23 protein-coding genes and 1 other RNA gene are annotated in these 23,718 nt (G+C 65.8%); 10 read left to right on the plus strand and 14 right to left on the minus strand.

Annotation, left to right across the window (positions count from 1 at the left end):
• Positions 1–72 precede the first annotated feature (72 nt).
• Positions 73–777 (plus strand): AzlC family ABC transporter permease, encoded by a 705-nt coding sequence (locus ACKVEX_RS01675; protein WP_473213942.1) that lies wholly within the window; start codon positions 73–75, stop codon positions 775–777.
• Positions 774–1,100 carry an AzlD domain-containing protein gene (locus tag ACKVEX_RS01680; protein ID WP_473213943.1) on the plus strand — a complete coding sequence of 109 codons (327 nt, stop codon included), beginning with the start codon at positions 774–776 and terminating at the stop codon, positions 1,098–1,100. The genes ACKVEX_RS01675 and ACKVEX_RS01680 overlap by 4 nt, the downstream gene beginning before the upstream one ends.
• A gap of 8 nt (positions 1,101–1,108) precedes the next feature.
• Here ACKVEX_RS01680 and ACKVEX_RS01685 read toward each other — a convergent pair whose 3' ends face one another.
• The 9 genes from ACKVEX_RS01685 to ACKVEX_RS01725 all read right to left on the minus strand — a co-directional run bounded on the left by ACKVEX_RS01685 (position 1,109) and on the right by ACKVEX_RS01725 (position 13,098).
• Complete coding sequence (locus ACKVEX_RS01685; protein ID WP_473213944.1) at positions 1,109–2,506, minus strand: efflux transporter outer membrane subunit; 1,398 nt, start codon at positions 2,504–2,506, stop codon at positions 1,109–1,111.
• A gap of 8 nt (positions 2,507–2,514) precedes the next feature.
• On the minus strand, positions 2,515–4,527 hold the full coding sequence (locus ACKVEX_RS01690) for a MacB family efflux pump subunit (RefSeq protein WP_473213945.1): 2,013 nt from the start codon (positions 4,525–4,527) through the stop codon (positions 2,515–2,517).
• Positions 4,524–5,816, minus strand: coding sequence for an efflux RND transporter periplasmic adaptor subunit (locus tag ACKVEX_RS01695; protein WP_473213946.1), 1,293 nt, complete (start codon positions 5,814–5,816; stop codon positions 4,524–4,526). Before ACKVEX_RS01695 ends, ACKVEX_RS01690 begins: the two co-directional genes overlap by 4 nt.
• 326 nt (positions 5,817–6,142) lie before the next feature.
• Positions 6,143–6,556 carry an ExbD/TolR family protein gene (locus ACKVEX_RS01700; protein WP_473213947.1) on the minus strand — a complete coding sequence of 138 codons (414 nt, stop codon included), beginning with the start codon at positions 6,554–6,556 and terminating at the stop codon, positions 6,143–6,145.
• Entirely contained in the window at positions 6,556–7,332 is a 777-nt protein-coding gene (locus tag ACKVEX_RS01705; RefSeq protein ID WP_473213948.1) for a MotA/TolQ/ExbB proton channel family protein, read from the minus strand. The genes ACKVEX_RS01700 and ACKVEX_RS01705 overlap by 1 nt, the downstream gene beginning before the upstream one ends.
• Before the next feature lie 78 nt (positions 7,333–7,410).
• The gene (locus ACKVEX_RS01710) at positions 7,411–7,845 is read right to left on the minus strand and encodes a hypothetical protein (protein ID WP_473213949.1); all 435 of its coding nucleotides are present in this window, start codon (positions 7,843–7,845) and stop codon (positions 7,411–7,413) included.
• Positions 7,846–7,852: 7 nt separating this feature from the next.
• The gene (locus tag ACKVEX_RS01715) at positions 7,853–9,037 is read right to left on the minus strand and encodes a porin (RefSeq protein ID WP_473213950.1); all 1,185 of its coding nucleotides are present in this window, start codon (positions 9,035–9,037) and stop codon (positions 7,853–7,855) included.
• On the minus strand, positions 9,037–11,493 hold the full coding sequence (locus tag ACKVEX_RS01720; protein ID WP_473213951.1) for a putative bifunctional diguanylate cyclase/phosphodiesterase: 2,457 nt from the start codon (positions 11,491–11,493) through the stop codon (positions 9,037–9,039). Before ACKVEX_RS01720 ends, ACKVEX_RS01715 begins: the two co-directional genes overlap by 1 nt.
• A gap of 225 nt (positions 11,494–11,718) precedes the next feature.
• Positions 11,719–13,098, minus strand: a complete 1,380-nt coding sequence (locus tag ACKVEX_RS01725; RefSeq protein WP_473213952.1) for a malonyl-CoA decarboxylase — start codon at positions 13,096–13,098, stop codon at positions 11,719–11,721.
• Between the two features lie 138 nt (positions 13,099–13,236).
• On the opposite strand from ACKVEX_RS01725, the gene ACKVEX_RS01730 reads away from it, so the two are divergent.
• The 3 genes from ACKVEX_RS01730 to ACKVEX_RS01740 all read left to right on the plus strand — a co-directional run bounded on the left by ACKVEX_RS01730 (position 13,237) and on the right by ACKVEX_RS01740 (position 15,709).
• The gene (locus ACKVEX_RS01730) at positions 13,237–14,550 is read left to right on the plus strand and encodes a sensor histidine kinase (RefSeq protein WP_473213953.1); all 1,314 of its coding nucleotides are present in this window, start codon (positions 13,237–13,239) and stop codon (positions 14,548–14,550) included.
• Complete coding sequence (locus tag ACKVEX_RS01735) at positions 14,547–15,200, plus strand: response regulator (RefSeq protein ID WP_473213954.1); 654 nt, start codon at positions 14,547–14,549, stop codon at positions 15,198–15,200. Before ACKVEX_RS01730 ends, ACKVEX_RS01735 begins: the two co-directional genes overlap by 4 nt.
• A 104-nt stretch (positions 15,201–15,304) precedes the next feature.
• Positions 15,305–15,709 carry a two-component system response regulator gene (locus ACKVEX_RS01740; protein ID WP_473213955.1) on the plus strand — a complete coding sequence of 135 codons (405 nt, stop codon included), beginning with the start codon at positions 15,305–15,307 and terminating at the stop codon, positions 15,707–15,709.
• Between the two features lie 24 nt (positions 15,710–15,733).
• Here ACKVEX_RS01740 and lgt read toward each other — a convergent pair whose 3' ends face one another.
• A complete protein-coding gene (gene lgt, locus ACKVEX_RS01745) occupies positions 15,734–16,519 on the minus strand; it encodes a prolipoprotein diacylglyceryl transferase (protein ID WP_473213956.1) in 786 nt (261 codons plus the stop codon).
• Between the two features lie 27 nt (positions 16,520–16,546).
• Positions 16,547–17,245: a YceH family protein gene (locus ACKVEX_RS01750; RefSeq protein WP_473213957.1), complete on the minus strand. Its 699-nt coding sequence runs from the start codon at positions 17,243–17,245 to the stop codon at positions 16,547–16,549.
• Between the two features lie 129 nt (positions 17,246–17,374).
• Between ACKVEX_RS01750 and ilvD the strand changes: the two genes are divergently transcribed.
• The 5 genes from ilvD to ACKVEX_RS01775 all read left to right on the plus strand — a co-directional run bounded on the left by ilvD (position 17,375) and on the right by ACKVEX_RS01775 (position 20,918).
• Positions 17,375–19,225 carry a dihydroxy-acid dehydratase gene (gene ilvD, locus ACKVEX_RS01755; RefSeq protein WP_473213958.1) on the plus strand — a complete coding sequence of 617 codons (1,851 nt, stop codon included), beginning with the start codon at positions 17,375–17,377 and terminating at the stop codon, positions 19,223–19,225.
• Positions 19,226–19,288: 63 nt separating this feature from the next.
• The gene (locus ACKVEX_RS01760) at positions 19,289–19,483 is read left to right on the plus strand and encodes a hypothetical protein (RefSeq protein ID WP_473213959.1); all 195 of its coding nucleotides are present in this window, start codon (positions 19,289–19,291) and stop codon (positions 19,481–19,483) included.
• Position 19,484: 1 nt separating this feature from the next.
• Positions 19,485–19,787, plus strand: coding sequence for a cell division protein ZapA (locus ACKVEX_RS01765; protein ID WP_473213960.1), 303 nt, complete (start codon positions 19,485–19,487; stop codon positions 19,785–19,787).
• 37 nt (positions 19,788–19,824) lie between these two features.
• Positions 19,825–20,007: non-coding RNA, 6S RNA (ssrS, locus tag ACKVEX_RS01770), on the plus strand.
• Positions 20,008–20,111: 104 nt separating this feature from the next.
• Positions 20,112–20,918 carry a sulfite exporter TauE/SafE family protein gene (locus ACKVEX_RS01775; protein ID WP_473213961.1) on the plus strand — a complete coding sequence of 269 codons (807 nt, stop codon included), beginning with the start codon at positions 20,112–20,114 and terminating at the stop codon, positions 20,916–20,918.
• A 39-nt stretch (positions 20,919–20,957) separates the two neighbouring features.
• On the opposite strand, the gene ACKVEX_RS01780 is transcribed toward ACKVEX_RS01775, so the two are convergent.
• The 3 genes from ACKVEX_RS01780 to ACKVEX_RS01790 all read right to left on the minus strand — a co-directional run bounded on the left by ACKVEX_RS01780 (position 20,958) and on the right by ACKVEX_RS01790 (position 23,718).
• Positions 20,958–21,911 carry a metal ABC transporter substrate-binding protein gene (locus ACKVEX_RS01780; protein ID WP_473213962.1) on the minus strand — a complete coding sequence of 318 codons (954 nt, stop codon included), beginning with the start codon at positions 21,909–21,911 and terminating at the stop codon, positions 20,958–20,960.
• Between the two features lie 185 nt (positions 21,912–22,096).
• Positions 22,097–22,963 carry a metal ABC transporter permease gene (locus ACKVEX_RS01785; protein WP_473213963.1) on the minus strand — a complete coding sequence of 289 codons (867 nt, stop codon included), beginning with the start codon at positions 22,961–22,963 and terminating at the stop codon, positions 22,097–22,099.
• Positions 22,963–23,718, minus strand: a complete 756-nt coding sequence (locus ACKVEX_RS01790; protein ID WP_473213964.1) for a metal ABC transporter ATP-binding protein — start codon at positions 23,716–23,718, stop codon at positions 22,963–22,965. The genes ACKVEX_RS01785 and ACKVEX_RS01790 overlap by 1 nt, the downstream gene beginning before the upstream one ends.

The following is a 23,718-nucleotide window of genomic DNA, read 5'->3' on the forward strand; positions in this document are numbered from 1 at the left end:
GCTCGACGCGTGCCGTGCGCGCGAGGGCATCGCTGATATGATCGTCGTCACCGTTGCGACGACTACATACGAATGAACTCCAACTTCCTTCAAGGCGGCCGGGAAGGCTTTCGCGCTTTCCTGCCGCTGTCGGTCGGCCTGGTGCCGTGGGCGATCGTGACCGGGGTCGCGATGCGCTCGATCGGCCTGTCGCCGCTGGAAGCGATGGGCATGAACGTGATCGTGTTCGCCGGCACTGCGCAGATCGGCACGCTGCCGCTGATCGCGGGCGGAGCGCCGGTCTGGCTGATCGTGCTGACCGCGCTGGTGCTCAACCTGCGCTTCATCATCTTCAGTGCCGCGCTGGCCCCGGCCTTCGCCGGTGAGCGATGGCCGCGGCGGGTGCTGTCGAGCTATCTGCTGGTAGATGGGACCTTCGCGGTGCTGTCGGAGCGCCTGCTGAAGGCGACCGACGCGAGCTGGCGGTGGGGCTGCTACATCGTGCCTTCGGTGTGGTGCTGGGTCTTGTGGCAGGTGTTCTCGCTGGTCGGTGTACTGGGCGCTGGCGTGCTCCCGCGCGACTGGTCGCTCGAGTTCATGGCGACGATCGCGCTGATGGTCATGCTGATCCCGATGACCGCGACCCGGCCGATGCTGGTGGCCGCGATCGCCGGCGGGCTCGCTGCGGTGCTGTTGCGCGGCATGCCGCTCAAGCTGGGGCTGATCGCCGGCATTCTCATCGGCATCCTGGCCGGGTTTGCCGCCGAGCACTGGCTGGTGCGGAGGAAAAGCGCATGAGCGAGGGAATGTGGCTGTGGATCACTCTGGCGCTGATCGGCAGCACGACGATGCTGACCCGCGGCAGTTTCATCATTCCGGGCGAGCGGGCGAGGCTGCCGCCGGTCGCGCAGCGGGTGCTGCGCTACGCGCCGGCCGCCGCGCTTGCAGGCCTGATCGCACCGGATCTGCTGCTGGACGACGGGGTGCTGGATCCGGCGAATCCGAAACTGCTCGCGGGCCTGGTGGTGATTGCGATCAGCCTGCGCTCGCGCAATCCGTGGCTGCCGTTCATTCTCGGCATGGGGGTCCTGTTGGTGTTGCGCAAGGGGTTGGGCTGGTGACCGCCCGCTCAGCCTGTTCGCTGCCAGCTACCCCCGAGCGCCTTGTACAGGTCGACCGCGGAACCGAGGCGCGCCAGGCGCAGCTGCACGAGCTGATCGCGCGCCACAAACAATGTGCGCTGCGCGTCGAGGGTAGACAACAGATCGCTGGCGCCTTCCCGGTAGCGCAGTTCCGCCAGCCTCAGCGCACGTTGCGACTCGGCCACGATCTCGCGCTGGGAGGCTTCCTGCAGGCGGTTGCGCTCCACGTTGCCGAGCGCGTCCTCGACCTCCTTCAGCGCGACCAGAATGATGCGCCTATAGGCCTCCAGCAGTTCGCGCTGGCGTGAGCGTGCGGTCTCGACCTGATCGCGCAGGCGGCCGCCGTCGAAGATGGTCTGAGCGAGCGACGCGGTGATCGCGACGGTGTTCGAAGGATCCGCCAGGGACAGCAGCGCGGTACTGGCAAGCCCGCCGGTGCTGGACAAGGACAGGCTGGGCAGCAACGCGGCCCGCGCTGCGGCGACGTTGGCGTCGGCCGCGAGCAGCCGGCTCTCGGCAGCGGCGAGGTCGGGGCGCCGCGTCAGCAGGTCGGACGGCAGGCCGGGCGCGACCTCCGGCACACCCAGCGCGTCGAGAACCTCCAACTCCGGCGCAAAACCCTGCGGGGGCGTGCCGGTCAGCAGCGCGAGCGCCGACAAGCCCTGTCGAACCTGCAGTTCCAGCGGCTGCAGCGTGGCGCGCACCGACAGCACCGTGCGGCGCTGCTGGCTCACGTCGAGCGCCGACGCGGCGCCGTTGCGGTAGCGCGCCTGGACGATGTCGAGGATCCGCTCCGCGGTCGCGACGCTTTCGTGCGCGATTGCGAGTCGCTCGGCGGCCGCGATCGCCTGGAACCATGTCGCGGCGACCGAGGCCTGCAGGCTCAGGCGCGCGGCTTCGAGTTCGTACTGCGAGGCCTGCACCCCCGCCCGGGCGCTGTCGACGCCGGCGGCGAGCCGCCCCCACAGGTCGATCTCGTAGCTGATCGCCAGCGACAGCGTGGTCGACTCGACCTCGAGCGCGGATGCGCCGGAGCCGGGATCCACCCGTCGCCAACCCGTGTTGCCGCCGAGACTGGCCCCCGGCAGCAGCGACGTGCCGGCGCTGCGTAACTGAAGTTCGGCCTGGATCAGGCGTTCCGCCGCGATCGCGAGGTCCGGGTTGCCAGCGACGGCATCCGCGATCAACGCGTCCAGGCGCGTCGATTCGAAGTGGCGCCACCATTCAAGATCCGGCGCTTCGGCGGTCGGGGTCGAGGTTTCGGTCCATTCCTCCGCCAGTGCGAGATCCACGCGCGACACGGGTTCCGTGATCGCGCAGCCGGCGACCAGCAGTGCAGCAGCGGTGCTTGCAAGCAGGCTGGTCGGTCGGGGCAATCGGGGCATCGGCTGCCTCATTCGGATGCCAGCGCTGCGACCGGGTCGAGCAGCGCCGCCTTGCGCGCGGGCAGGAAACCGAAGATCAGTCCGGTCGCGAACGCACAGCCGAAGGCGAGCGCGACCGGGAACACCGAATACTGTATGGGCGTGCCGAGGCGCTCGATAAGCGCGGCGACCCCGAGTCCGGCCGCGACGCCGATGGCTCCTCCGAGCGCCGAAACCGCCAGGGCCTCGATCAGGAACTGCTGCAGGATGTTCTTCGTGCGCGCCCCGGTCGCCATGCGGATGCCGATCTCGCGGGTGCGCTCGGTGACCGACACCAGCATGATGTTCATCACGCCGATGCCGCCGACGAGCAAGGAGATCGCGGCGATCGACCCGAGCAGGATCGTCATCGTGTTCTGCGTGGCCGACACGCTCTCGATGACCGAGGCCATGTTGCGGATCTGGAAGTCTTCCACGCCGTGACGCGCGAGCAGCAGGGCGTGGACGTCGGCCTGCGTTTCGTCGATGCGCGACATGTCCTCGACCGCGATCGTCGCGTTGCGCAGGTGGCGCTGGCCGAACAGCCGCAGACTGCCGGTGGAATAGGGCACGAAGATCACGTCGTCCCGATCCTGACCCCAGCCGGTCGCGCCCATCGGTGCCATGACGCCGACCACCTGGAACAGGATGTTGTTGATCAGCACGTATTCGCCGATCGGGTCTGCCCCGGGGAAAAGCGCATTCGCCACGGTCTGCCCCAGCACCGCGACGGTGGCGTAGCGTATTTCGTCCTCATGGCTGAAGAAGGCGCCGCGCACGACCGGCCAGGTGCGCGCGACGATGAAGTCGGCCGTGGTCGCGTTGGCCGACGTGCGATGGTCGGCATTGCCGAAGCGCACCGTCACCGTGCTGCTTTGCTCCGGCACGGCCGCGAGCGCGTTGGGCAACTCGGCGATCGCCCGTACGTCCTCCAGGACGAGTGTGGCGGGCGTGTCGCGTCCGCGCATGTTGGGGGCGCCCGGGCGCACCGTCAGCAGGTTGGAGCCCATCGCGCTGACCCGGTCGACGACCGCCTGCTTGGCGCCGTCGCCGATCGCCAGCATCGCGATCACCGACGCGACGCCGATGACGATGCCGAGCAGTGTGAGCACGGTGCGGAAGAAGTTCGCACGCATGGCGCGCAGCGCGGTGCGGGTCGCCTCCACCAGTTCGACCAGCGACGACACCGGCCTGAATGCCGAACCATCCGCCGGCATCGCGGACCGGGTGTGGTCTGGGACCGGGTCGGGGCGGGACTTCCGGCGGGAGCTTGGCATCGCGGATGGATCGTTGACGATGTTGCCATCGTGGATCTCGATGATGCGTTCGGCATGTGCCGCCACTTCCCGCTCATGGGTGATCAGGATCAGGGTGTGACCGCGGGCCGAGAGTTCGCCGAGCAGGCGCATCACGTCCGCACCGCTCTTGCTGTCGAGCGCGCCAGTGGGTTCGTCGGCCAGGATTACGCGGCCGCCATTCATCAGCGCGCGCGCGATCGACACACGCTGCTGCTGGCCGCCGGACAACTGGCTGGGCCGGTGGTCAAGCCTGTCTTCCAGTCCCAGTTCGGACAGCAATGCACGCGCACGTTCATGGCGCTCGTGCGGCGGCACGCCCGCGTAGATCGCCGGCACCTCGACGTTCTCGGTCGCGGTCGCAGCGCCGATCAGGTTGTAGCTCTGGAACACGAAACCGAACTCCTCGCGCCGCAGACGCGCCAGTTCGTCCCGGGAAAGGGTGGAGACGTCCGCCCCCATGAAGCGGTAGGTGCCACCGGTCGGACGGTCCAGGCAGCCGAGGATGTTCATCAGCGTCGACTTGCCGGAACCGGAACTGCCGACGATCGCGACGAACTCCCCGGCGTGAATCGTCAGGTCGATGCCGTGCAGCACCTCGACTTCGATGTCGCCACTGCGAAAGCGTCGCGTGACCCCGCGCATCTCGATCAGCGGAACGTCGGCGACCCCGCCGGCCAGGCGGGCGATGTCGGTTTCGAGCTTCATCGAAGCACCGGCCGCGTCCCCGATCCGGCAGCGGCCCGTCCCGCGCCAGCCGGTAGGCGTCGGCCGAGCAGGACCCGGTCACCTTCGGCGAGCCCTGACAGCACCTGTGCCGCGATGCGGCTCGTCACGCCGATCAGCACGCTGCGTTCCTCGATGCGACCATCTGTGCGCAGCACGCTGACGCTTGCCTGGCGCGCGCTCGCAAGATCCCGGTGGGCGTCCGTCTGCTGGTCGGTGGGGCCGGCTCCTCCCCGGCCGGCTTCGGCAGCGCCCGCCGCAAGCGCGACGCCGTTGCCCGGCGGGCCACCGCTGTGCTGGGCACCCACGTCGGATCCGCCTCCAGCCCGGACGGGTGCCAGACCCGACAGCGCGGCCATCGGCACCGTCAGGGTGTCCTCGGCGCGGGCGACCACGAAGAAGACCTGCGCCGTCATCTGCGTCATCAGACGTCGATCCGGATTGGGTACATCGAAAAGTGCGTTGTACAGCACCACGTTGTTGGTGATGGTCGGCGTCGGTTCGATCTTGTGCAAGACGCTCGACCAGCGCTGGCCAGTATTTCCCAGCGTGGTGAAATAAACGTCCATGCCATTCGTCAGTCGCGTGACATCGGCTTCCGAGACCTGTGCCTGCACCGTCATCGTCGACAGGTCGGCCACCCGGAGTATGGTCGGTGCCTGCTGGCTGGCATTGATCGTCTGACCCTGCCTCGCGGTGATCGACACCACCGTGCCGGACATCGGCGCAAAGATGCGGGAATAGGCCAGATTGGCTTCGTCCGCGCGCAGGTTGGATTCGGTCTGGTCGATCTGCGCCTTCAGCGCCTCGATCTGGGCGAGGGCCGAGCGCAGCGTCGCTTCGGCGGTCTGCACGGCTTCTTCGGTAGTGGCATCCTCGGCGATCAGGTTGCGCTGGCGCCGCAACTGGATCTGCGCAAGCTGCAGGCTGGACTCCCGATCGGTCAGCTGCGCCCGCTGATTGCGAAGTTGCGCATGGGTCGCGTCCACGCGGCTCTGCAGCACGGTCGGGTCGATCTCGACGAGCAGGTCGCCCTCGCCGACCTCGGAACCGACCTCCACATGGATGCGGGTCAGCACGCCCGAGACCTGGGCGCCGACGTCCACATGGTCGCGCGGTTGCAACGTGCCGGTTGCGGTGACCACGTCCTCGATATCGCCACGGGTCACGCTGACGAACTGTTGTGCGGAGAGCTCGTCGCTCTCACGCCGGTTCGCGTCCCAGAAGTACCACGCACCGCCGCCTGCGGCGGTGACGGCAGCGGTGAGCATCAAGATGCGCGGCCAGCGGCTGCGTATGACTGCGGGACGGATGGATGAGGGAGGGGGCATCGGGTTCCGGTCAATGAGATCAGCTGGGACTGTTACAGCATACGGTTTTCGGCGCCAGGCTTTGTATCGTATTGCACGCGTCCGTGGGTGCGATCGGTTGCGAGATGAGCATGCAGAAAGCCTGGGGCGGAAATCCGTCGCAACGCTGGTGACGTGCTGATTGGATGCGATGCCTGTAGCGGAGTTCAGCCCGACAGGGAAGCGGCGCTTTCGGGACCGACCATCGGGACGTCTGTCCCCATGGTCGGTCCCGGGTGAGCGCGCGGTCAATCCGGCGTGGTGACGAAGCCCAGCTTCTGGATACCCGCGAGACGGGCCTCTGCCATGATTTCGGCAAGCCGCTGGTAGCGGGTGTTGCGGTCGGCGCGCAGGTGCAGTTCAGGTTGCTCCGTTGCGGCTGCAGCCTCGCGAAGTCGCGCGGCGAGCACGTCGTCCGCGATCGGTTCGTTATTCCAGTACAGCAGCCCGGATTCATCCACCGCCAGGCTGATGGTCTCCGGTTTCTCGTTGCTGGTCTCGCTGGCCGCGCTCGGCAGGTCGATCTTGATCGAGTGGGTCAGCAGTGGTGCGGTGATCATGAACACGATCAGCAGCACCAGCATCACGTCGATCAAGGGCACCATGTTGATCTCGCTCATCGGCGTCGAGCGGCCCTCCTGGCTGAAGCTTCCGAAGGCCATCACACGGCTCCCGATGCCGACGGGTCCGGGCCGGCGACACTTCGTCCGTGCGCGGCGTCCGTGTGCGCCACGCCCGGTGCCGGAGCGCTGGCCAGACGGGTGCCGGTGGTGAACCAGGCGTGCAGATCGTGCGCGAACGCGTCGAGTTCTGACAGTTCGAGCCGGTTGGCACGCGTGAAGGCATTGAATGCCAGCACCGCCGGGATCGCGACGAACAGCCCGAAGGCGGTCATGATCAGCGCCTCGCCGACCGGTCCGGCGACCGCATCCAGCGTCGCGCTGCCCGACGCCGAGATGCCGATCAGCGCGCCGTAGATCCCCCAGACGGTGCCAAACAGACCCACGAAGGGGGCGGTCGAGCCGATCGATGCCAGCACCGTGAGGCCGGATTCGAGCTGCGCGGTGGACAGCGCGATCGACTTGCGCATGGCGCGGGTGATGAACTCGTCGGCATCGAGCTTGCCTCCGAGCGTGTCGGCATGGCCGTGGCGCCGCAGATGTTCGGTGGCCGCCACCGCCTGGCGTGCCAGCGCGTCGAAGGGTGAATCCGGTGCGCGGCTGGACAGGCTGACGAGCCCCTCGACGAGGGTCGGCGCATTCCAGAAGGCCTCGACCGCGCCGTCTCGATTGCGGGCGCGCACCTGGCGCACGCCGCGCACCAGGATCAGATACCAGCTCGCGACCGACATCACGACCAGCACGAATGCAACCAGCTTGATGATGATGTCCGACTGGGCCCACAGGTGTGCCAGGCCGAACGCTTCGCTCGGGTTCATGCTCATACCGTCCATGCATCTCGAAAACGATGCCGACCGAATTCCGGGGTGTGTGCCCGGTTCGATGGCGCTCGGTGCTCAGTCTACACTGAGCAGCACCCGGACTTCCTCGGTAACGTCGGTCTCGGGCAGGTAGCCGATCGCATTCGGATCGGCGGCCAGTACGGCGCGCAGATCCTCGGGACCGGAGACTTCGCGGGGCGGACGCGCCCGGCCGGTGAATACCAGCCTGGACCAGTAGGCGCGGGTCTGGACCGCGTTCTTTCCGATCATGAGGCGGTAGAAGCGGTCGCGTATCGGACCGGGGGGGAGGTCGTGCAATCGCACCTGCGTACCGTCCCGCAGCGCATTGAGTCGTCCGAGATAAAGCTGCTCGGCTTCGTCGCGACCGATGTCCGAGATCACGCCGTCGCGGCCGGCAACCAGCACGATGTCGCCCGATGCGTGCGCCGCATCGCCAAAACCCAGGCCAATACCCAACAGGATCGCGCAAACGAGGCGTCTGGCGCTCATGTCGGCCTCAGAACACGAAGTCCATGGACAGGCTGAACATCTTCACGGTCCGGCCGGCCGGACTGGCGCTGGTCAGGTCGTTCGGGAAGAAGGCGCCCCAGGATGCCTTGTCCACCTCCACCCGGCTCCACTCCGCCTTCAGCGCGGTCTGCGGATGAATGTCCCAGCGTGCGCCGAGCGTGACGCTGCGCTGCGACTGGTTGCGGGATTCCAGATAGGCATCCACAACCGCACCCAGCATCGGATTGGCGCTGACCCGAGAAATCGCCCCTTTGGATTGTCTCTGGCGCGCGAATGTGACGAAGGGGGTGAGCGGACCGACGCGGTATGCGGTCGTCAGATGCCAGCCATTGGCCGATGCCACGTATCGATCGACGCTGCGTCGCGCGAACTCGGCGATCACCAGCAGATCCCCGTCGTCCCAGCGTACGCCGAGCGATGTGAACGAGGCCCGGGCATCGCTGCCCGCCAGTTGCGCCTGGGTGTCGGGAGAAAGAGCGCCGATCAGATCGAACAACGGGTCTCCGTAACGGATCTTGAGCCGCGCGCGGCCATAACCGAGTTGCCCGCTCAGCCGGCCGTGACTCATGTTCAGGTTGATGCCCTGGATACGGCGCAGCGATGCGTCACCGTCCGGGAACTCCAGCGTCGACTCGTAGCCGACGTAGGGCTGGACCTCGATGTCGACCCCACCCAGGCGTCGGGTGAACAACAGGTCGACGCCGTCCATGTCGTTGAAGGGGTTGAGTCCATACACCTCCACTGGCGGGCGGACCCACGGGTGCGCGAAGCCGATGTTCAGACTTTCGGAATGCATGAAGAAGGGCGTTCGCAGGCGCCCGGCGCGAACGGTCAGGTTCGGGTTGAGGTCGTGATGCAGAAAGGCCCAACTCACCCGCGGCCGATAGTTACGGTCGTGACTGTCGGACGACAGGATCTGCATCGTGGCGCCGGTCCTGTCCGCAAGGGCGAACGAGCCCTGCACGCCGAGCACCGAGTCGGCACCCCAGTCCGGCCGATCGGCGCCGTCGCGCGGCTTGGCCGGATGATTGAAGAAAAGGTCGCGCTGATCCACATGCACGGCCCCCAGGGTGCCGAAGCCCGACATGACGAGCCGGTCGCTGCCCAGCGAGGCCGGGCTCGCCACAGCGAGTGCCAGGCCGATCAGGAATGATTGCCCGATTCGATGCATCAGACCGGTGCCTCCCCGGATGAATGATTGTCGAACAGTTTTTCCTCGATCTCGGCCCGGGGCAGGGGTCTGCCATACAGATAGCCCTGACCATAGTCGCAACCCAGCGCGCGCAAGACCTCTGCCTGTGATTCCGTCTCGATCCATTCCGCCACCACGCCCATGCCGAGATCGTGGGCGAGCTCGATGCTGCGTCTGACGATCGCGCGCAGGCGGTCGTCGGAATCGATCCGTCGAACGAAAGTGCCGTCGAACTTGATCAGGTCGCACGGTATCGTGTGCAGGTAACTGAGCGCCGAGAAGCCGGTGCCGAAATCGTCGATCAACACCCGAAATCCGGCATCGCGTAACTGTCTCAGCGTCTCGGGGGCGGCACCGTCCTGATCCGCGAGAATGCTCTCGGTCACCTCGAAGCGCAGCAAGCGGGGCGCGATGCCGTTGCGTGCGACCCTTGCGATCAACGCGTCGGCCAGAGCCGGATCGGACAACTGGACCACCGACAGGTTGATGCTGATGGTCGGCATCTGTGCGCCACCGAGGCGCGACTGCCAGTCGCGCAGCGCAGCGCAGGACTGATCGAGCACCTGCAGGCAGAGTTCATGCACCAGACCGAGCCGCTCGGCCAGCGTGATGAACGCGCCCGGCGCAAGCAGGCCCCGCTCCGGATGAGGCCATCGGACCAGTGCCTCCAGGCTCGTGATCCTGCCCGTATGCAGCGAGACGATCGGCTGGAAGAAGGTCGTGAGCGCCCGCTGTCGGACGGCCGCGCGCAGGTCCGCCTCGAGTTCGAGCGCCTGTACCGCACGGCTGTGCATCGAGACATGAAATACCGCCACCCCCGAGTCACCGGCCTGCTTGGCCTGATGGAGCGCGTTGTCCGCGTCGCGCAGCAATGCCTCCGCGTCGCGGACGTTCTCGTCGCTTTGCGCCAGGCCGACCCTTGCCTTCGGATAGAACAGGTGACTGCCGTCGGAGATCATGATCGGCTGCCCGACGGCGTCACGCAGACGCTCCGCGATGCTCAGGCCCTCGGCACCGGACACCAATCCATTGAGCAGGATGGCGAACTGGTCGCCGCCGACCCTGGCGGCGACGTCGCCCTCGCGGATCATCTGGCTGATGCGCGATGCGACCGTGCGCAGCACCGCATCCCCGGCAGCATGGCCAAAGCTGTCATTGACGAGATGAAAGCGTTCCAGGTTGATCGTCAGCACGGCGAAGCGGAGGATCTCGCTGCGGTGCTGACGACGGAGCGCGTTGTTCAGGTGCTCCAGGAACAGTGCGCGGTTGGGCAGATCGGTGAGCGGGTCGTGCAAGGCATCATGCATCAGTTGCTGTTCAGCCAGTTTGCGCTCGTGGATGTCACTGATCGAACCGGCCATGCGGTAGGCGCGACCAGCCGCATCGCGCAGCGCGACACCGCGCAGCAGCACCCAGTAATGTTCCTCCGCTCCGCGCGCGATGCGGCATTCGTATTCGAACTGGGCGGTACGCCCCTTCAGATGCGCGACCATCCTGTCGCGATAGTCATGCACGTCCTCCGGACTCAGATGCTCGGTGAATGCCTGCACGTGAATGACTTCGCTGTCCGAGGCAGAACCGAGGATGTCATGAAAGCGTGGCGAGACATACACCGTCCCGGCCTCGATATCCCAGTCCCACAGGCCGTCATTGGCGCCGCGCATCGCGAGCGCATAGCGGGCCTCGCTGACGTGCAGGCGTTCGGCCGTCTGCTCCAGCTCGGTGATCCTGTCCTGCAGGCGATCCGACATGATGTTGAAGCGACGGGCAAGGTGCGCCAGTTCGTCGTTGCCGTCTTCGGGAATGCGGTGGGTCAGACGCCCCTCGGCAATGGCGAGGCTGCCGTCGAGCAGACGTCCCAGATTGCGGGTGAGCAGATAGCCGATCACCGACAAAAGCAGCACGGTCAGCAGTATCTCGACCACTGCGATGGCCGCGCCCTGCTTCAGGATGGCCTGTTGTGCGAGGGCGAGCACCGATGCGGATACGCCGAACTGCAGATATCCGACTTCGTTGCGCTCGAGCAGCAGTGGCGCGCGCACGTGGATCAGATGTTGCCCGAAACCGGTCGTCGGGCGGCTGAACTGGCTCGTTGCATCGGGCAGGGACTGCATCTGCGGGAGGCCTGCGCTGAGCAGGACGTCCTGGTCGGCATGCCCGATGCGCACATAGACCAGGCCTTCGCCCGCGTCGGACAGCAACTCGTCCAGCACGTCCTGCATCACATCGAGGCGTCCCTGCTCACCGTATGCGGTGGCCAGGGCATGAAGCATCGTGGCGTTCTGGCTGACCATGGTCTGCAAGGTCGCGTCGGTCGCCTCGTTCATCAGGCGGATGCTGTTGAACAGCAGCAGCGACAGCAGGACCACCTGAACGGTCGTGCTCGCGAGCAGCAGGCGGATGCGGATCGATGTGCGGGGCGAAGGCAGTTTCAAGCAGGGTTTCCGGCTCTGGATCGCAGCTGATCAACGCCCGCGATCGCCATGGCGTCAAAGTGCCGGCTATGCCTTCGCGTGATCTCAGGCGCAGGCTGACCGGCAGGATGGCGCCGAGTATAGGGGGCTTTGCCCGTTTTGGGCACAGGTTACATCAAATCGACATAAGGCGCCGCACGCGACCGTACCGCGGGGCGGGCCGGGTGTGCCGCTGGTCGCGCCGGGTCAGCGAGCGGCCAGCTTTCGGACCGACGCGGCCGCATCGACGGCGCCGCTGCGCGCAAAGGATTCGACGTTGTCCTCGATCCGGTCCGGATCGTACAGATAGTTGACCATGATCCCCCAGGACTGGCCGAGACCCTTTTCCGATCCGTCGGCCAGCCAGTGCAGGCGCTCGATGCGCGCGCCATTGCCAAGGTGAAATCGCGCCACCGGATCGGCCGGTTGCTCGCCCGAGCGTGCGCTCAGAAGATAATGTGCAGCGGTCCGGAGCAGGGGTTCGCGTAACGCGCGGGCGAGCGCATCGTCCCGGTCGGGTGGCAGTGTGCCCGCGAGTACCTCTTGCAGGATGGGTGAGTGCGGACCGTCCACACCCGCTTCGGACAGCCGTTTCCAGTCGGCTGACGTGAATCCTGCGGTGACCTGGTCGGCATGCGCGCCCGCCCAGCGCGACAGACCGGGAATCGGCGACAGCGTCGCGAAGGTCTTCAGGTGCGGAAAGTCCCGCTTCAGGTCGTCGACGACCCGTTTGAGCAGGAAGTTGCCGAAGGACACGCCGCGCAAGCCAGGCTGGGTGTTGCTGATCGAATAGAAGATCGCGGTGGTCGCCCCGGCGGTGTCCAAGACCGGTGCGCTCTCGTCGAGCAGTTTCTGGACGTTGTCGGCGAGATCCTCGAGAAGCGCGACCTCGACGAAGATCAGCGGCTCCATTGGCATGCGCGGGTGGAAGAAAGCGTAGCAGCGCCTGTCCGAATCCAGCCGGTTCTTCAGGTCCCCCCAGGACGCGATTTCATGCACCGCCTCGTATTGGACGATCTTCTCGAGCAGCGCCGCGGACGAATTCCACGTGAGACGCGACAGTTCGAGGAAACCGACATCGAACCAGGCCGACAGGCGGGCCTCGAGCTCCCTGTCGAGCGCCTTGAGGTCAGCGTCGTCGCGAAGATATCGGATCAGATCCGCCCGCAGGTCGACCAGGAACTTGACGCCCTGCGGGATCGCGTTGAACTGTGTCAGTATGCGGATACGCGAGGATCGCATCGCGGCGCGCAGCCCGGCTTCCGCATCCCACTGCCCGGCAGTGCCGATCGAGGCCTGATACTGTTCATGCGCCTGCGCGATGCGGACCGGGTCCGGACCGAACTCGAGCGCGATCATCCGCAGAAAGGCCCGTCGTCCGTCGTCATCCAGTTCGAGATAACTGTGCGCCAGTCGGGCGGCGCGCTGGCGGGTCGACACTTCTCCACCCAGGCTCTCCGCGCACTCCTGCAACTGCTGTCGAATCCGTGCAAGTGTCTTTTCCGGGGTCTCGGCGCCCAGACCTGTCGCGCTGGCGACGATCTCACGCACCTTGGAGAGACTGCGCGCTACGAGTCCGTTGGGCATGATCGATCTTCCTGCAAACGAAGCGGGTGAATCCGCTTGGCCGATGATCATGCCAGACCGGAATCGATTGCGTAAGTTGCGCGCCCGGTATCATGCGCTCGGATGTGCCGATCGATGTCCGAGTGCGGGGTTCGAATCATGGATGAACGAAATCTGCTGCGAATGCTGGCGGTCGCGCTGGGCGCGCTGGTGTTCATCGTACTCGGGCTGTTCGAGTGGTGGTCGCCTGCGTCGGGTGGTTCGGTCGGCATGGTGGGCTCGGTCGGCGCGATGCTGTTGTTGTCCGCAGGGTTTGCGCTGGCGGCCCGGGAAGTGATCGGCCGCGGGGTCGCGGCCCTGGCGGCAGAGCAACACCGGCAGCTCGACGATGCGGAGCAGGCGCTGGTCGCGAGCGAGACGCGCTTGCGTCTGGCGATGCATGCGACCGGACTGGGCTTGTGGGATTACCGGCCCGGACACGAAAGTGTGGGCAGCAATGACGAAGTGGCGTTGCTGCTCGGTTACGAACCGGCCGGGTTCTGCGAGACCCGGTCGGCTTTCGTGGAACGCCTGCATCCTGATGACAGGCATGCCGTGCGGGCCCGCTTTCGCGCGTATCTCGACGGGGCGCAGCAGGACTATTTGAGCGAGTTCCGGATGCGAACCCGCAGCGGCGAGTATCGCTGGTTCCGTTCGGTCGGCCAGGTCGTCGAGCGCGATGCGCGGGGCGGGCCGGCCAGAGTGGTGGGCACCTATCTGGACATCACCGCGCAGGTGGAGGCGATGCGCCGGCTGTCCGAACTGTCGGCGCGCCTGCTGGCAGTGCAGGAGCAGGAGCGCAGCCGTCTTGCGCGCGAGCTGCACGACGAGATCGGCCAGCAGCTGACTGCGATCAGGTTCAATCTGCATGCGATCGGCGCAGCCCGGGATGCAGAGGCTCAGTCGCTCCGGCTTGCCGATTGCGTGGCCATCCTCGATCAGACGCTGGATCGTGTTCGAGCACGTGTTCTCGATCTGCGCCCGCCGATGCTCGACGACATGGGGCTCGGTGCGGCCCTGGACTGGTATTGCCGGCGACAGGAGGAGCGCGCCGGCGTGTGCATCCTGCTGGAGGGCGCCGAATCGCTCGGGCGGCTGGACGAACCGGTGGAGATCACCGCGTTCCGCGTGGTGCAGGAGGCGGTCAGCAACGCACTGCAGCATGGAGGGGCGGATCAGGTGACGGTCGGGTTGCGGGTCGATAATGGGGCGTTCCACATCGAAGTGAGCGATACCGGACGAGGCTTCGATGTCAACCGGGCGACAACGCGGGCCGCACGCGAGGGTTACGGATTGATTGCGATGCGCGAGCGCGTGGCCTTGCTCGGAGGAGCCTTCGCGCTGTCGTCCGAACCGGGAACGGGGGTGCGCATCGCAGTACGCCTGCCCCTGGCGGTCAAATCACGGGCGGGAGGGGAGGACGTGCAGTCATGACCGTGCGGGTGCTGCTGGTCGATGATCACGCCCTGGTGCGACGTGGCCTGCGCGCACTGATCGAGGGCTTCGACGGATTCGAAGTGGTCGGCGAGGCGGCCGACGGTCGCGACGCGCTGCGGCTGGTCCGGTCTGCCAGTCCCGCGATCGTGGTCATCGACGTCACGATGCCGGGGCTGAACGGTCTGGATGCGACCGCGCGCATCGTCAAGGCTGTTCCGGACTGCGCCGTGCTGGTGCTGTCCATGCATTCGGCCGATCACTATGTCATCGAGGCGCTGCGGGCGGGCGCGTCCGCCTACGTGATCAAGGATGCGGCACCCGAAGCCCTGGAGGCGGCGATGCGTCGCGTGGCCCGGGGCGGACGCTACCTGTCGCCACCGTTGTCGCCGGCATTGTTCGACCGCGCGGCGAAAACCCCGGCGGGCGAACCCGGCGACCGCAACGTGTTGCTGACCAGTCGCCAACGCGAGATCCTGCAACTGATCGCCGAAGGCGGTTCCACCCGCGAGATCGCCGAGCGCCTGCACATCAGCGTGAAGACGGTGGAGACCCATCGCGCACAACTGATGCAGCGGCTCGGAATATTCGATGTCGCCGGTCTCACGCGCCATGCAATCCGCTGCGGGCTGGTCTCGCTCGACATCTGAAAGCCGTCGGGCCGCGGCAGGATTTCACGACTTCGTATATTCCCCTATGTCATTTCCCGGGTCGTTGATGCATGATTCCGCTGTATCTGAAGAGGTTATGCCAAATGGGCCTGTTGTCCGAACATCCGATCAGGAATAAGACCGTCGATCGCTCACTGCGGGTGATCATCGCCGCTCCGGAGGGGCTGTGCAACTGGATCGACAGTGCGCTCGAGCGGATCGCGCCGCAGATCCAGCTGGTCGGTCGGGCGGAGAGCGAGAGTGCCGCGATACGCCTGTATTTCAGGGTCAGACCCGACGTCGCGGTGCTCGACACCCGTCTTGCCGTGAGCGAGCCGGCACGGCTGATCGGCATGCTGAAACGGGTCGCGCCAGAGTTGCGGATCATCTCGGTCGTACCTTCGCTCGATTCGATGCCCGCGCGCGCTGCCCGTGCGCTCGGCGCGAATGTCATTACGACCGAGGCCGATCTTCCATTCGCGCTGGCCGGTATGATCGACCGATCTTGAGGCGCAGCTCGGCCGGTTGCGCGCTCAGGATTTGGGCAGGCGGCCGAGCATCCAGACGCCCACGACGACCATCGGGACGCACAGCCATTGTGCGGTCGACAGCCCGAGCGTGAGCGTACCGAATATGCCCGGATCCGGAGTGCGGAAGAATTCGGCGCCGAAACGCAGCACGCCGTAGCCGACCAGAAATGCCGCCGATACCGCACCGACCGGCCGCGGTCGGGCGGCGTAGAGCCACAGGATCAGGAACAGCACCAGGCCCTCGCCCGCGGCCTGATAGAGCTGTGACGGATGGCGCGGAATCCCATCCACCCATGGGAACACCATCGCCCAAGGCAGATCCATGCTCACCGGGCGTCCCCACAGTTCTCCGTTGATGAAATTGCCGATGCGACCGGCCGCAAGGCCGGTCGGTACCAGTGGTGCGATGAAGTCGGTGACCGCCCAGAACCCCCTGCCGTGCTTGCGGCCATACAGCCACATCGCAACCAGGACACCCAGGAAACCGCCGTGAAAGCTCATTCCGCCCTTCCAGATCGCGACAATCTCGAGCGGATTGGCAAGATAGTAGGCCGGCTGAAAGAAGATGACCTCGCCGAGGCGCCCGCCCACGACCACGCCGAGTACGCCATACAGCAACAGGTCGTCGATCGCTTTCGCATCCCAGCCCAGTTCGGGTCTGCGCCGGGCGTGAAGACGCCCGAGCACCACGAAAAGTACGAAGGCGGCCATGTACATCAGACCGTACCAGTGGATCGAAATCGGACCGAGGGAGACTGCAACCGGGTCGAACTGGGGATGGGTCAGCATGGACGATCTTCGGGCGCTATTGTGTGATTACTCGAACTGGGTGCGAAACCTGTCGAACTCACCGCGCAGGCGGTCGATATCCTCGCGCAGGCGTCTGAGCTCTTCTTCGATTTCGGCATTGCGTCCGCGTGACCCGGCCGCGGGCGGCGTTGCGCCGCTGGCGGCCGCTTCGGCAAGGGCCTCGAACTGTGCCTCGCCGCCGAGCAGGTGGGCGTAGCGGGTCTCCTTCGTACCCGGTGCCCGCGGCAGCGGTGCGGCCATGGGGGGGTACTTGTCGCACAGGTGTTCGAGCGCCGTCTCGACCGCCGCGATGTCCGCGAACGCGTGCATGCGCTCGCTGCGCTGCCGGATTTCGCCGGCCGTCTGGGGGCCGCGAAGCAGAAGCGTCGTCAGCACCGCCTGTTCGGCCGGTGGCAGCGAATGGCGCAACCGGACCAGGTGCTCGTATTTCGGGACCCGTGCACTGGCCGAGTCGCGACGCGACACGAGCCTGCGCGCGATCAGGCTGTCTATCGCATCCTGGACGTCGGCCTCCGTCAGGTTCATGACCGGGTCGCGTCCGGTGAGCTGGTTGCAGCCGGTCTGGATCGCATTGATCGACATCGGATAGTTGTCCGGCGTGACGAAGCCCTTCTCGATGAGTACGCCGAGGACCCGGATCTCGTCCGGGCGGAGGTCGAATCCGCCCTCGGTGTTGCGGTCGCCCTGTTCAGTGGTTTCGGTCATGAATTCTCTGGGTGTGCGGGCGCTGGTTGGCCCGCTTATACTGAGCATCACCTGCCGATGATAGCCGAGTCCGGTTAGAATTCCCGCCTCCGCAAGCAGATTTCCGCATCCCGAAGAATCGAGGTCAACATGCCCCAATATCGATCCCGCACGTCAACCGCCGGTCGCAACATGGCCGGGGCCCGCGCCCTGTGGCGCGCCACAGGCATGAAGGACGGCGACTTCGAAAAGCCGATCATCGCGATCGCCAACAGCTTCACGCAGTTCGTGCCCGGCCACGTGCACCTCAAGGATCTCGGTCAGATGGTCGCGCGCGAGATCGAGGCCGCGGGCGGGGTCGCCAAGGAGTTCAGCACCATCGCGGTCGACGACGGCATCGCGATGGGGCATGGCGGCATGCTGTATTCCCTGCCGTCGCGCGAGTTGATCGCCGACAGCGTCGAGTACATGGTCAATGCTCACACCGCCGATGCACTGGTGTGCATCTCCAACTGCGACAAGATCACGCCGGGCATGCTGATGGCCGCGCTGCGCCTGAACATTCCGGCGATCTTCGTGTCGGGCGGTCCGATGGAGGCCGGCAAGGTGAAGTGGGAGAACAAGGTGATCGCGATCGACCTGGTCGACGCGATGGTCAAGGCCGCCGACAGCGCCTGCTCGGACGAGGAAGTGGCCGAGATCGAACGCTCCGCCTGTCCGACCTGCGGGTCGTGCTCCGGCATGTTCACCGCCAACTCGATGAACTGCCTGACCGAGGCACTTGGCCTGTCGCTGCCGGGTAACGGCACCGTGCTCGCGACGCACGCGGACCGCGAGCAGTTGTTCCTGCGCGCCGGGCGCACGATCGTCGACATGGCACGGCGGTATTACGAGCACGACGACGCCTCCGTGCTTCCGCGTTCGATCGCCAACTTCAAGGCTTTCGAGAATGCGATCACGCTGGATGTGTCGATGGGCGGATCGACCAACACCGTGCTGCACCTGCTCGCAGCTGCGCGCGAGGGCGAGGTCGATTTCACGATGAAGGACATCGACCGCATCTCGCGCAAGGTGCCCTGCCTGTGCAAGGTCGCGCCGGCGGTCGCCAACGTCCATATCGAGGATGTGCACCGGGCCGGCGGCATCATGGGAATTCTCGGCGAACTCGACCGAGCCGGCCTGCTGCATCGGGAAGTGTCGACCGTGCATGCGAGCACCATGGGCGACGCATTGCGTCGCTGGGACGTGATGCAGGCGGACGACAAGGCTGTGTTCGAGTTCTACCGCGCCGCGCCGGGCGGCGTTCCGACGCAACAACCCTTCTCGCAGGATCGACGCTGGAACGAACTCGACACGGATCGCACCACGGGCGTGATCCGTGATCGTGCCAATGCGTTCAGCCAGGACGGCGGACTCGCGGTGCTTTACGGCAACATCGCGGAGAACGGCTGCATCGTGAAGACGGCCGGCGTGGATGAATCGATCTGGACCTTCTCCGGGCGGGCGCGGGTGTTCGAGAGCCAAGAGGCGGCGGTGAAGGCGATTCTGGCCGACGAGGTCGTGGCCGGTGACGTCGTGATCATCCGTTACGAAGGGCCGAAGGGCGGGCCGGGCATGCAGGAGATGCTCTACCCGACCAGCTACCTCAAGTCCAAGGGCCTGGGCAAGGTCTGTGCCCTGCTGACCGACGGGCGCTTCTCGGGGGCGACGTCCGGCCTGTCCATCGGGCATGCCTCGCCCGAAGCGGCCTGTGGGGGCGCAATCGGTCTGGTGGAAGAGGGCGATACGATCGAGATCGACATTCCCACCCGTCGCATCCATCTCGCCGTATCCGATGAGGTGCTCGCCCAGCGGCGTGCGGCGATGGATGCGCGCGGCGACAAGGCCTGGAAACCGACCGACCGTGAGCGCGTCGTGTCGGCTGCGCTGCAGGCCTATGCGGCTCTGACCACCAGTGCCGACACCGGTGCGGTACGTGACGTCACGCAGGTGCAACGTTGATCGATTCGGGTGCGCTCGCCGCCTTTGTTGACCGCCCTGGCGGGCCCCCTCTACTATGCTCGCATGGATACTGAACTCGCCAATCTCGAAAACCGGCTCGAGCAGCTGATCGGGCTCTACGAGTCTCGCAAGGTCGAGATGCGTGGGCTGCGCGAGCGTCTCGCGGCGCTCGAACTCGACAACCGCAGGCTGAAGGAGAAGCTCGGTTTCGCTACCGAGAAACTCGAGTCCCTGCTCGACCGTATGCCGGAAGCCTGACATGCACAACGACATGCTCGACATCAAGCTGCTGGGCCGCGAGTACCGGGTGGCATGCAAGCCGGAGGAACGCGATGCGCTGCTCGAGGCGGTCGCGTATCTGGACCAGAAACTGCGCGATGCCGCCGTCAAGACTAACGCGTCCGGCGAGAAACTCGCGATCATGACTGCACTGAACGTCACGCACGAGTTTCTGGCATTCCAGCGTTCCGGCGGGTTTGACATGCCGGCCTTGAAGCGTAGAATCGATTTCATGAATGCACGCCTTGACGGGGTACTCGCCCAGCAGGAAAAGCTGTTCTGACAGCTTCCGAGGGTGGGTGGCAAGGTGGGCAAGTATCAATCCCCTGCAGTGTACGTCGAAGCCGTAGATTCCTTGAACCAATGTCGAGAGACATGGTTGCCGACCAATGAAACCGTTGGTGTGCACGCCCCTCGCCGGGTGAGCCTGATACGGACGGGACGCGACCACCCTGAACCACCGGTTCAGGATGCCCGGCGGAGGCGGCACAGGCGGGGGGCCAAATCGGGCCGATGAGCCCACATTCAAGGCGCGGACGAGTCCGCGCCTTAATTTTTTGCGCGCGTTCGTGAACCGTGGCGGTTCCGTGGATGGACACTCGATCGTATGGCGTTCGATCTTTGGTGGATGAGCTATCTCGCGCTGGGCGCGTTCATCGGGTTCTTTTCGGGTCTGCTCGGTGTCGGTGGCGGCGGGATGATGGTGCCGGTGCTGGCGACGCTGTTCGTCGCACAGGGATTTCCGATGGACAAGGTCGTCCATCTCGCACTCGGTACGTCGATGGCCGCGATCGTGATGACGTCGATCGCCAGTTTGCGGGCGCATCATCGCCACAAGGCGGTGCGCTGGGACATCGTCAGGGCGATCACCCCGGGCGTGGTCGTCGGCACCTTCGCGGCGACCTTCATCGCATCCCGCGTGCCGTCGGAGCCGCTGGCGATCTTCTTTGCCGGCTTCATGGCCTTGATGTCGATTCAGATGCTGGCCAACGTCAAACCGAAGCCGTCGAGAAACCTCCCGGGCCCGGTGGGGATCAGCGCCGTCGGTGGCGGCATCGGCATCGTATCGGCGCTGGTCGCGATCGGTGGCGGATCGCTGTCGGTTCCGTTCATGACCTGGTGCAACGTGAAGGTCCATCAGGCGATCGGCACGTCCGCCGCGATCGGCTTGCCGATCGCGCTGGCCGGCACCATTGGCTACCTGGCCAATGGCTGGAGTGCGACCGGCATGCCGTCATTCAGCTTCGGTTTCATCTACCTGCCGGCACTCGTGTTCGTGAGTCTGGCGAGCATTTTTACGGTGCCGGTGGGTGCGGGCCTCGCGCACAGCTTGCCGGTGGCGACACTGAAACGCGTTTTCGCCTGCGTGCTGATGCTGCTGTGTGCGAAGATGCTGCACACGATCTTCTTCTGATGTCCGGTCATGTGCTACCGGTCGATTCGTTGCCGCACGTCATGGACCCGATTCGTCCTCTTCCAGCGCCGCTTCCGACATCAGACCGTCCATCAACTGCGCAAGGTTGAACCGCATCATGGCGATGTAGGTTCCGGCCGGACCGTCCGGTCCGGACAGTGCGTCCGAGTAGAGCTTTCCGCCGAGACCTGCGCTGCCCTCGCGTGCGATGCGTTCGATCAGCCGCGGGTCGCTGATGTTCTCGACGAAAACGACCGGTGCTTTCTCCCGCCGGAGTTGCCGGATCAGCCGCGCGATGCCGGCCGCCGAGGGTTCGGATTCATGGCTTATTCCTGCAGCCGCGATCACGACGATTCCATAGGCTCGTCCGAAATACGCGAATGCATCGTGCGACGTCACCAGCTTGCGCCTCGACGCCGGAAGCACTGACAGCGTGCTGCGGATCTCGGCATCGAGCGCCGCGAGTGCCTGGTCGTAGGCCTCGGCGCGGCGGCGGTAGACGTCGGCCCTGGACGGATCCGCTTGAGCGAACGCGCGGGCGATGTTGCGCGCATACACGCGCGCATTCGCGACGTCCTGCCAGGCGTGCGGATCGCCGGGCCCATGGTCATGTCCCGCGTGTGCCTGTCCGTAGGCATTCTCGATCGCGTCGATGCCCTCGCTGACGATAACGACGCGACCGGACCGTCCGGTCGAGCTCGCCACTCGCTCGAGCCAGGTATCGAACCCCAGCCCATTCACGATCACGAGGCCTGCCTCACCGATCAGGCGTGAATCGGAGGGCCTCGGCTGGTAGCCATGGGCATCCTCGTCCGGGCCGATCAGACTGATGACCCGAATGTCGTCACCGCCGATCTGCCGCGCGAGATCACCCAGAATGCTGAAACTGGTGACCACGGTCAGTGGCTCGGAACGTGCCGACAGCGTGGTCGCGTTGAGGCCGAGCGCGAGGATCAGCAGAAAGGTTTTGAACAGGGGGGGTATTTTGATCATGACTTCGACGTAGTGGGTGTCTAGGAGGCTGTCGGACTTGAGGCTGATCTACTGCGCCGGTGGGAGAAGCGGTCCATATCTGCCCGATTTTTCGTTGCATAGAACCACTATGCGCCTCAAAATCGACCAGATCTGTCCTCGCTTTCCCACCCGGCTCGTGACGATCGCTCAAGTCCGACAGCCTCCTAGGCTTCCAGATGCGGGCGACGGTGGAGCCGGGCGCCAAACAGACCGCCGGGTGCGAGCGCGAGCGAGATCAGATAGAACAGGCCGGCCGAGAACACGATCGCCGGGCCGGCCGGTACGTCGGCGTGAAATGAGGCGAGCAGGCCGATCAGACCGCTCCCGAATGCGATCACGACCGCCAGCGCCAGCATCGTGCCCAGGCGGCGTGCCCACAGGCGGGCGGCAGCGGCCGGCAGAATCATGATGCCGACTGCCATCAGTGTGCCGAGCGCATGGAAGCCGCTGACCAGATTCAGGACCACCAGAACCAGAAAGCCGTAATGCGCGACCGGGCTGAGACGGCTCACGCCGCGCAGGAACGACGGGTCGAAGCATTCCACGACCAGTGGGCGGTAGATCAGCGCCAGCGCGAACACGGTGACGGTCGTGATCGCCGCGATCAACAGCAGCGATGCGTCGTCCAGTCCCAGCACCGAACCGAACAGCACATGCAGCAGGTCGAGATTGCGGCCGCGCAGGGAGACGATGAGCACCCCGGCCGCGAGCGACATCATATAGAAGGCGGCCAGGCTCGCATCTTCCTTCAGCACCGACGAGCGCGCCACCAGGCCGGCCGCCATCGCGACCACCACGCCGGCGATCAGTCCGCCGATCGTCATGGCGCCCAGCGACAGGCCGAAGGCCAGATAGCCGAGTGCGGCCCCGGGCAGGATCGCGTGCGACATCGCATCGCCCATCAGGCTCATCCGCCGCAGCAGCAGGAAAAGACCGATCGGTGTCGCCCCGAGCGCGAGCGCCAGGCAACCCGCCAGCGCGCGACGCATGAACTCGAACTCGAAAAAGGGGCCGATCAGCCCCTCCATCATCACATCGCCTCCTGTTCAGGATGGCGATGACAGACCGGCGCATCCTCATCGACCCACTCCGCGAGCGTGCGGGCCCGGGTCAGTCTGTCCGCGGTCAGGACTTCAGCCGTCGGACCACAGGCAATCACCTCGCGCGCAAGCAGCAGGCATTCCGGAAAATAGCGGCGGATTCGTTCGAGATCGTGCAGGACCGCGAGAATCGTCCGGCCCTGAGCATGCCAATCCAGGATCAGCGCGATCAGGTCGTCGGTGGTGCGGCTGTCGATCGCGTTGAAGGGCTCGTCCAGCAGCAGCAGGTCGCAGTCCTGCAGCATCAGCCGCGCGAACCGGGCCCGTTGCAATTGCCCGCCGGACAATGTGCCGATCGGTCGTTGTTCCAGTCCGTGCAGACCGACCTGGTGCAAGGTCTCGCGCACCCGGTTGCGTTCGCTGCGGGCGAGCCCACCGAAGCCGCCGATGCTCCGCCACAGTCCCATTGCGACCATGTCGAACACGCTCACCGGAAAACTGATATCCAGCTCGCTGCGCTGGGGCAGATACGCGACGCGCGCCTGCGCGATGCCCAGTTCGAAGCCGCCCTGCAGCGGCCGGATCTCGCCGGTCAGGGCCTTCAGAAGCGTGGATTTTCCGGCACCGTTCGGGCCGGCGACCGCGACCAGCGAGCCGCGCGCGATCGTGCCGTCGAGGTGATGGACGGCCGGATGACGGTCGTATCCGAGGGTCAGGTTGCTGAACCGTATCGCAGCCGGCGGCAT

Source organism: Denitraticella aggregata (assembly GCF_048158365.1).
In the GTDB taxonomy this organism is placed as follows: domain Bacteria; phylum Pseudomonadota; class Gammaproteobacteria; order Burkholderiales; family Rhodocyclaceae; genus Azoarcus_F.

Coding starts and splice junctions, on each gene's coding strand:
- ACKVEX_RS01675 (WP_473213942.1), top strand. CDS start 73: ATGAACTCCAACTTCCTTCAAGGCGGCCGGGAAGGCTTTCGCGCTTTC.
- ACKVEX_RS01680 (WP_473213943.1), top strand. CDS start 774: ATGAGCGAGGGAATGTGGCTGTGGATCACTCTGGCGCTGATCGGCAGC.
- ACKVEX_RS01685 (WP_473213944.1), bottom strand. CDS start 2,506: ATGCCCCGATTGCCCCGACCGACCAGCCTGCTTGCAAGCACCGCTGCT.
- ACKVEX_RS01690 (WP_473213945.1), bottom strand. CDS start 4,527: ATGAAGCTCGAAACCGACATCGCCCGCCTGGCCGGCGGGGTCGCCGAC.
- ACKVEX_RS01695 (WP_473213946.1), bottom strand. CDS start 5,816: ATGCTCACCGCTGCCGTCACCGCCGCAGGCGGCGGTGCGTGGTACTTC.
- ACKVEX_RS01700 (WP_473213947.1), bottom strand. CDS start 6,556: ATGGCCTTCGGAAGCTTCAGCCAGGAGGGCCGCTCGACGCCGATGAGC.
- ACKVEX_RS01705 (WP_473213948.1), bottom strand. CDS start 7,332: ATGAACCCGAGCGAAGCGTTCGGCCTGGCACACCTGTGGGCCCAGTCG.
- ACKVEX_RS01710 (WP_473213949.1), bottom strand. CDS start 7,845: ATGAGCGCCAGACGCCTCGTTTGCGCGATCCTGTTGGGTATTGGCCTG.
- ACKVEX_RS01715 (WP_473213950.1), bottom strand. CDS start 9,037: ATGCATCGAATCGGGCAATCATTCCTGATCGGCCTGGCACTCGCTGTG.
- ACKVEX_RS01725 (WP_473213952.1), bottom strand. CDS start 13,098: ATGCCCAACGGACTCGTAGCGCGCAGTCTCTCCAAGGTGCGTGAGATC.
- ACKVEX_RS01730 (WP_473213953.1), top strand. CDS start 13,237: ATGGATGAACGAAATCTGCTGCGAATGCTGGCGGTCGCGCTGGGCGCG.
- ACKVEX_RS01735 (WP_473213954.1), top strand. CDS start 14,547: ATGACCGTGCGGGTGCTGCTGGTCGATGATCACGCCCTGGTGCGACGT.
- ACKVEX_RS01740 (WP_473213955.1), top strand. CDS start 15,305: ATGGGCCTGTTGTCCGAACATCCGATCAGGAATAAGACCGTCGATCGC.
- lgt (WP_473213956.1), bottom strand. CDS start 16,519: ATGCTGACCCATCCCCAGTTCGACCCGGTTGCAGTCTCCCTCGGTCCG.
- ACKVEX_RS01750 (WP_473213957.1), bottom strand. CDS start 17,245: ATGACCGAAACCACTGAACAGGGCGACCGCAACACCGAGGGCGGATTC.
- ilvD (WP_473213958.1), top strand. CDS start 17,375: ATGCCCCAATATCGATCCCGCACGTCAACCGCCGGTCGCAACATGGCC.
- ACKVEX_RS01760 (WP_473213959.1), top strand. CDS start 19,289: ATGGATACTGAACTCGCCAATCTCGAAAACCGGCTCGAGCAGCTGATC.
- ACKVEX_RS01765 (WP_473213960.1), top strand. CDS start 19,485: ATGCACAACGACATGCTCGACATCAAGCTGCTGGGCCGCGAGTACCGG.
- ACKVEX_RS01775 (WP_473213961.1), top strand. CDS start 20,112: ATGGCGTTCGATCTTTGGTGGATGAGCTATCTCGCGCTGGGCGCGTTC.
- ACKVEX_RS01780 (WP_473213962.1), bottom strand. CDS start 21,911: ATGATCAAAATACCCCCCCTGTTCAAAACCTTTCTGCTGATCCTCGCG.
- ACKVEX_RS01785 (WP_473213963.1), bottom strand. CDS start 22,963: ATGATGGAGGGGCTGATCGGCCCCTTTTTCGAGTTCGAGTTCATGCGT.
- ACKVEX_RS01790 (WP_473213964.1), bottom strand. CDS start 23,718: ATGCCGCCGGCTGCGATACGGTTCAGCAACCTGACCCTCGGATACGAC.